5 protein-coding genes are annotated in these 5,509 nt (G+C 69.1%); 2 read left to right on the plus strand and 3 right to left on the minus strand.

Features of this window, described 5'->3' with window-relative positions; translation table 11 throughout:
• The 3 genes from AX744_RS03245 to AX744_RS03255 form a co-directional block, all read right to left on the minus strand.
• A partial coding sequence (locus AX744_RS03245) for a hypothetical protein (protein ID WP_157543509.1) occupies positions 1-1,925 on the minus strand: 1,925 nt, incomplete at its 3' end.
• Positions 1,926-2,018: 93 nt separating this feature from the next.
• A complete protein-coding gene (locus tag AX744_RS03250) occupies positions 2,019-2,828 on the minus strand; it encodes a Cof-type HAD-IIB family hydrolase (protein WP_061015383.1) in 810 nt (269 codons plus the stop codon).
• An 11-nt stretch (positions 2,829-2,839) separates the two neighbouring features.
• Entirely contained in the window at positions 2,840-3,700 is an 861-nt protein-coding gene (locus AX744_RS03255; RefSeq protein WP_061015384.1) for an exodeoxyribonuclease III, read from the minus strand.
• Positions 3,701-3,928: 228 nt separating this feature from the next.
• Between AX744_RS03255 and pyrE the strand changes: the two genes are divergently transcribed.
• Both pyrE and AX744_RS03265 read left to right on the plus strand, forming a co-directional pair.
• A complete protein-coding gene (pyrE, locus tag AX744_RS03260) occupies positions 3,929-4,489 on the plus strand; it encodes an orotate phosphoribosyltransferase (RefSeq protein ID WP_082108509.1) in 561 nt (186 codons plus the stop codon).
• On the plus strand, positions 4,486-5,388 hold the full coding sequence (locus tag AX744_RS03265) for an ROK family protein (RefSeq protein WP_061015385.1): 903 nt from the start codon (positions 4,486-4,488) through the stop codon (positions 5,386-5,388). The genes pyrE and AX744_RS03265 overlap by 4 nt, the downstream gene beginning before the upstream one ends.
• The last annotated feature ends 121 nt before the right edge of the window (positions 5,389-5,509 follow it).

Consider the following 5,509-nt stretch of genomic DNA (forward strand, 5'->3'; position numbering starts at 1 on the left):
TCGGCAGCGTCAGATGTGTATAAGAGACAGCAATAGACGTATCCGGCGACGTCGGCCGCCCCAGTCACGGCCAGGTTGAGGCCCGTCCCGACGGTGTAGGAGGCGTTGGTCGGCGCGGTGACGGTGGGAGTGGCCGGCTTCGTCTTGTCGACGGTGAAGTAGCACCAGGCTGTCGGGGCGACGCCGTTGCTGCGGTGATCGCTGCCCCAGGCGCGCCACGCGTATGTCTCACCATCGGTCAGTGTGGTGAACGTGACCGACTTGTACCCCTGCGCACCGAGCCCTCCGGGCTTGTCCTGAACGGCAGCGTTCAGGTTGGAAGCCTTCATGAGGTGGAAGTTGGTGTCGACATTGCCGGGGTCGGGGTCGGTCTGGTGCACGCGAACGGTGACGTCGCTCTGCCCGATCGGGGTGGGGGCCGCGGCGGTTCCGCACTGTCGGCTCGGCGACGTGAAGACCGGGTCGGTCGGGGCGTTGGGGCGTGTGTTGTAAGACACGGTCAAGGTCGCGGCGCGGCTGAAGTGGCGTCGCGAGACGACCGTCTCGTTCTGGGGCGCGAGCCCGAGCTGGAACCAGGTCTGTCCGACGTAGCCCTGAACGCCTGCCGTGACGTTCCAGCCGACGGCCTCTGGTCCGCTGCTGCACGATCCCGGGTTCTGAGTGTCCAGAACCGGTCCCCACAGCGAGTGGTTCTGCTGGTTCCACGTGAACCCTCCGGCCTGTGGGCCGAAAGCACGCACCTGGACGGGGCTGTTCGGGCAGGAGGCCCATCTGATCTGCGTCGCGCCGAGCTGGGCCCCGAGGATGTCCTTGCCGGCGAGCGGGCTGATGATGAACTGGTAGAAGATGTTGCCTCGGAAGTTCTGGTACCGGCCCATGCGGAGCACATCCGACGTGCTCGCGTTGAGGTACGACTGGTCGGGATAGGCGGCGTCCGTGTACCAGGATGCCTGAGCGCCGGCCGACCAGTCGGGGTCGATGAAGATCGGGTAGGTCACGTCCTGGCCCGAGTCCTTCTCATGCGTAGCGACGGAAGCTCCGACGTCGAGCATCACGCGATCCTCACCGACGTCGTGCGTGACCGGCAGCACCGGCTCGGTCGCTCCGGGCTCGCGGAAGTCGCCTCCCGAGGAGGAATCCCACCAGAGGGGCTGCCCCGCGACGATCTGCGAACCGTCGGCCGCCTCTGCTTCGACGGAGCCGTTCTTCTTGGTGGTCAACGCGGCGTCCTGGATCACGACATGAAGATCGTCGAGCGCCGCCGACCGCGCGGCTTTCTCCGTCTTGACTACGTAGACCGATGCCTGCCCGGTCTTGGTGGCCACCATCTTCAGGTCAACGTCGGGCAGCACGTTCGCGTAGGTGGCCGTGTCGCCGTCGACAGTCGGGGCGGGGAGGGTGCCGTAGGGCCAGGTCTCGGTGACCCACTCTCCGGAGGCGGTCTGCACCTGTGCGAGTTCGTTGTTCCCGCCGGCGGAGAAGCGGACGGGTGCGGCCGACGCGATCGGTTCCCACCACCCATCCGTGCGAGCGAGTGTCGTGTCCACCGGGACCCACGTGGAATCCTGCTCCACTCTGACGGGCACTGTCGACGTCTCGTAGCGCATCGTCCCATCGGGCATCGCCACGTGCTGCTGGGTGGGGGTGATCATCCCGTCCACGGGGACGGGCTCGCCGGTCGCCTGCGCGGTGGAGATCGCCGCCGTGACCGCAGCCTGTTGGGCAGCTCGGAACGACGTGGCGGACAGGGCCTTCCCCACTCCCGGCCCCACTGCCGGGGGTGCCGCACTCGCGGAGAGCGACCCGCCGCCGAAGACGATCGCGGCAGCGCACACGCCGCCGAGGAGAGCCAGGCCTCTGCTGCGGCGGTCTCTGGCGGGAACGGATGCGGGATAGCGGGTGCGCGCGGCGCGGGGGAGCTTCACAACCGCAAACTATGGGCGTCGTCTGCCGCCCCGCAATATCGATTCACTCGATGAATCCGATTGTCAGGTATTCGCTCGACGTGCAATAGCGGCTCAGCCGAGCAGGCGCTCGATCACCCGCGCCACACCGTCCTCGTCGTTCGAGGCGGTCGTGTCGTCGGCAGCATCCTGAACCAGGGGTTCGGCGCCTGCCATCGCGACGCCGTGCCCTGCCCAGCGGAGCATCTCGACATCGTTGAGCGCATCGCCGAAGGCCACCACGTCAGCGCGGTCGATGTCGAGATGCTCGCAGAGTCGCGCGAGGCCGGTGGCCTTGGTGACGCCCTCCGCCATGACCTCGACGAACGGGGCGCCCGACAGCGTCGCCTCGAAGCCGGTGAGTCCGAGCGAGCGCAGGGTGTCGAACAGGGCGGCCGGGGCGAGCTCGGGGTGGCGGATCACGAACTTCAGGCTCGGCGCGGACAGCACCTGCTCCAGCGGGACGCCTCCCATCGCGGCGGGGTCGCGCTTGTGGTCGGAGAGGGCGGCGATCGCCGCGTAGCCGTCCTGGGCCACGAACGTCTCTCCGGCATCGCGCACACTCGCGAACAGCAGGCCGGGGATGCTCGCGCGCAGAGCTTCGGCGAGCGCGCGGATCGTCTGGGGCGGCAGCTCCTCGGCGAACAGCATCCGCCCGTCGTCGAGGCGCACGGCATAGGCGCCGTTGCTGCACAGCGCCCACCCGTCGAACCCCGCGTCCGCAGCGATGGCACGCAGGCCGATCGGCTGGCGCGCGGTGACCGGGACCACGTGGATCCCGCGGGCTCGGGCGGCGTCGAGCGCGGCGCGGGTGCGCGGAGTGACGGCCGACGACGAATCGAGCAGGGTGCCGTCGAGATCGGTGGCGATCAGCCGCACGCGCACGTGATCGGCCCTCAGGAGAAGATCATCGGCATGTCGTCGTCGTCATCGGCGCCGCCCGTCCCGAGACGACGGCTGTCGAGGTCGACGACCACCGGGACATGGTCGCTGGGCTGCTCGCCCTTGCGCTCGTCGCGGTGGATGGACGCGCCCTGCACCGCCTCGGCCAGCGTGCGCGAACCGAGCACGAAGTCGATGCGCACACCTTCGTTGCGCGGGAACTTCAGGCGCTGGTAGTCCCAGTAGGTGAAGCCCTCCGGGATCAGCGGACGTACCACGTCGGTGACCCCGGCATCCTGGAACGCGAAGAACGCGTCGCGCTCCTGCGGGGACACGTGGGTCGAACGGCCGACCACGATGTCGGGGTCGCCGTTGTCGACGTCGAACGGGATGATGTTGAAGTCGCCCACCAGGGCGAGAGGCAGATCGGGGTTCGCCGACAGCTCGGCCGCCGTCGACTTCTTCAACTGCTCGAGCCAGTGCAGCTTGTAGAGGTAGTGCGGGTCTTCCAGCGAGCGGCCGTTCGGCACGTACAGGCTCCACACCCGCACGCCGTCGACCATCACGCCGAGCGCGCGTGCTTCGAGCGGCGCATCCGGCCCCTCATGCCCCTTCGCGAAGCCCGGCATTCCGTCGAACGAGGTGCGCACGTCGGTGACCGGGAGGCGGCTCGCGATCGCCACGCCGTTCCACTGGTTCAGCCCGTGCACCTCGACGTGGTACCCGGCCTCCTCGAACGGTCCGTAGGGGAACTGCTCCGGCTTGCATTTGATCTCCTGCATCGCCAGTACGTCGATGTCCTCTCGGACGGCGAACTCGACGGTGCGGGTGACGCGGGTGCGGATGGAGTTGACGTTCCAGGTGGCCAAGCGCATGCGTCAAGCCTAGTTGCGGGATCCGACACCCGAGCCCGCACTGGGTCCGTCGCCCGCGACCTGTGTGGCGGCCACCTTGCATGACCACCACCTGCATGGCCACCACCTGCATGGCCACCACCTGCATGGCCACCGAACGGATGCATGAGCCGCATGGCCGGACGTTCATGCATGCGGTCAAACCTCATGCATCCGCGCAGTGCGCCCCAGGCTCCTACACTGGATGCCGTGACCGCACTCGACGCAGACCGCCAGACGCTCCTCGACCTCATCAAGGACGAGGCGGTGTTCCACGGCGACTTCACCCTTTCCAGCGGCAAGAAGGCGACGTACTACGTCGACATGCGAAAGCTCACGCTGGACCACCGCGCCGCTCCCGCGATCGGTCGCATCATGCTCGACCTGATCGGCGACCTCGACGTCGTGGCCGTCGGTGGCCTCACGCTCGGTGCCGATCCGATCGCGAACTCGGTGCTGCACGCTTCGGTCGCAACCGACACCCCGCTCGACGCGTTCGTCGTGCGCAAGGAGCCCAAGGACCATGGGCGCGGCCGCCAGATCGAAGGCGCCGACGTCAAGGGCAAGCGTGTCGTCGTGCTCGAAGACACCTCGACCACGGGGCAGTCGGCGCTCAAGGCCGTCGAGGCCCTCCGCAAGGAAGGCGCAGAGATCGTTGCCGTTGCCGTGATCGTCGACCGCAAGACCGGGGCGCAGGCCGCGATCGAAGCCGAGGGTCTCGAGTGGCGCGCCGCCTTCGACCTCGACGACCTCGGACTCGACCCGCAGTGACGCGCTACGCCCTGGCCGTCGACGTCGGCGGAACGAAGATGGAAGCCGCGCTCGTCGGCGAAGACGGCCGGCTCGTCGAGGGAAGCCGGAGTCGACAGTCGACGGGTCGCGAAGCCACTCTCGATTCACTCGATGCGTCGGTGGTCGCGATCGTCGAGCACGCGCTGGCGGCTCTACCCGCGGACGCCGAACTCGTCGGGGCCGGCGTCGGCAGCGCCGGACCGATCGACCGCACGGTCGGGGCGATCATGCCCGTGAACATGCCCCTGGCACGCGGGTTCCGTCTCGAGGACTCGGTGCGCGCGGCGGCGTCCACGGTGCTGGGGCGCGACGTGCGCACTCTGCTCGGTCACGACGGCGGTGCGCTCGCCCTCGCCGAATCCTGGCTCGGGGCCACGCAGGGCGCCGGTGCCTCGCTGTCGATCGTCGTCTCGACCGGTGTCGGCGGCGGGTTCGTCGCGAACGGCGCCTATATCCCCGGGGCCACCGGCAACGCCGGCCACCTGGGTCAGGTGCGTCGCGAGGGTGGTCTGACCCTGGAGGAGATCGCCTCCGGGCCGGCGAGCGCCGCCTGGGCGCAGACGCAGGGCTGGAGCGGTGCCACCGGGGAGGATCTGGCCCGTGACGCAGCCGCCGGAGACACTGTCGCTCGTGCGGCGATCGAGCGCTCCGCCCGCGAAGTAGGCGGTGCGTTGGCGGATGCCGCGACCCTCGTCGACCTCGACGTCGTCGCGATCGGCGGCGGATTCTCGCGGGTGTCCGAGGACTACATCGACCTCGTGCAGACAGCGCTCACTGCCAGCGCGGCGCACGAATACTCGCGGCGCGCCCGAGTCGTGCGCTCTGGGCTGGGCGACGAGGGGCCGCTCATCGGCGCCGCCGCGCTCGTGCTGCGGTAGCCGCCGCCCTCGTGCTGCTGTAGCTCCCTCCGACTGCGCAGCTCAGCTCAGCTCAGCGGTGGGCGCTGAGCAGGTGCCGGGGTGGCCCTTCGAGGCGGGCCACGGAGATCTTGAGATCGGT

The organism is Microbacterium sp. CCH5-D1, from assembly GCF_001557335.1.
Taxonomy (GTDB): domain Bacteria; phylum Actinomycetota; class Actinomycetes; order Actinomycetales; family Microbacteriaceae; genus Microbacterium; species Microbacterium oxydans.

Coding starts and splice junctions, on each gene's coding strand:
- AX744_RS03255 (WP_061015384.1), bottom strand. CDS start 3,700: ATGCGCTTGGCCACCTGGAACGTCAACTCCATCCGCACCCGCGTCACC.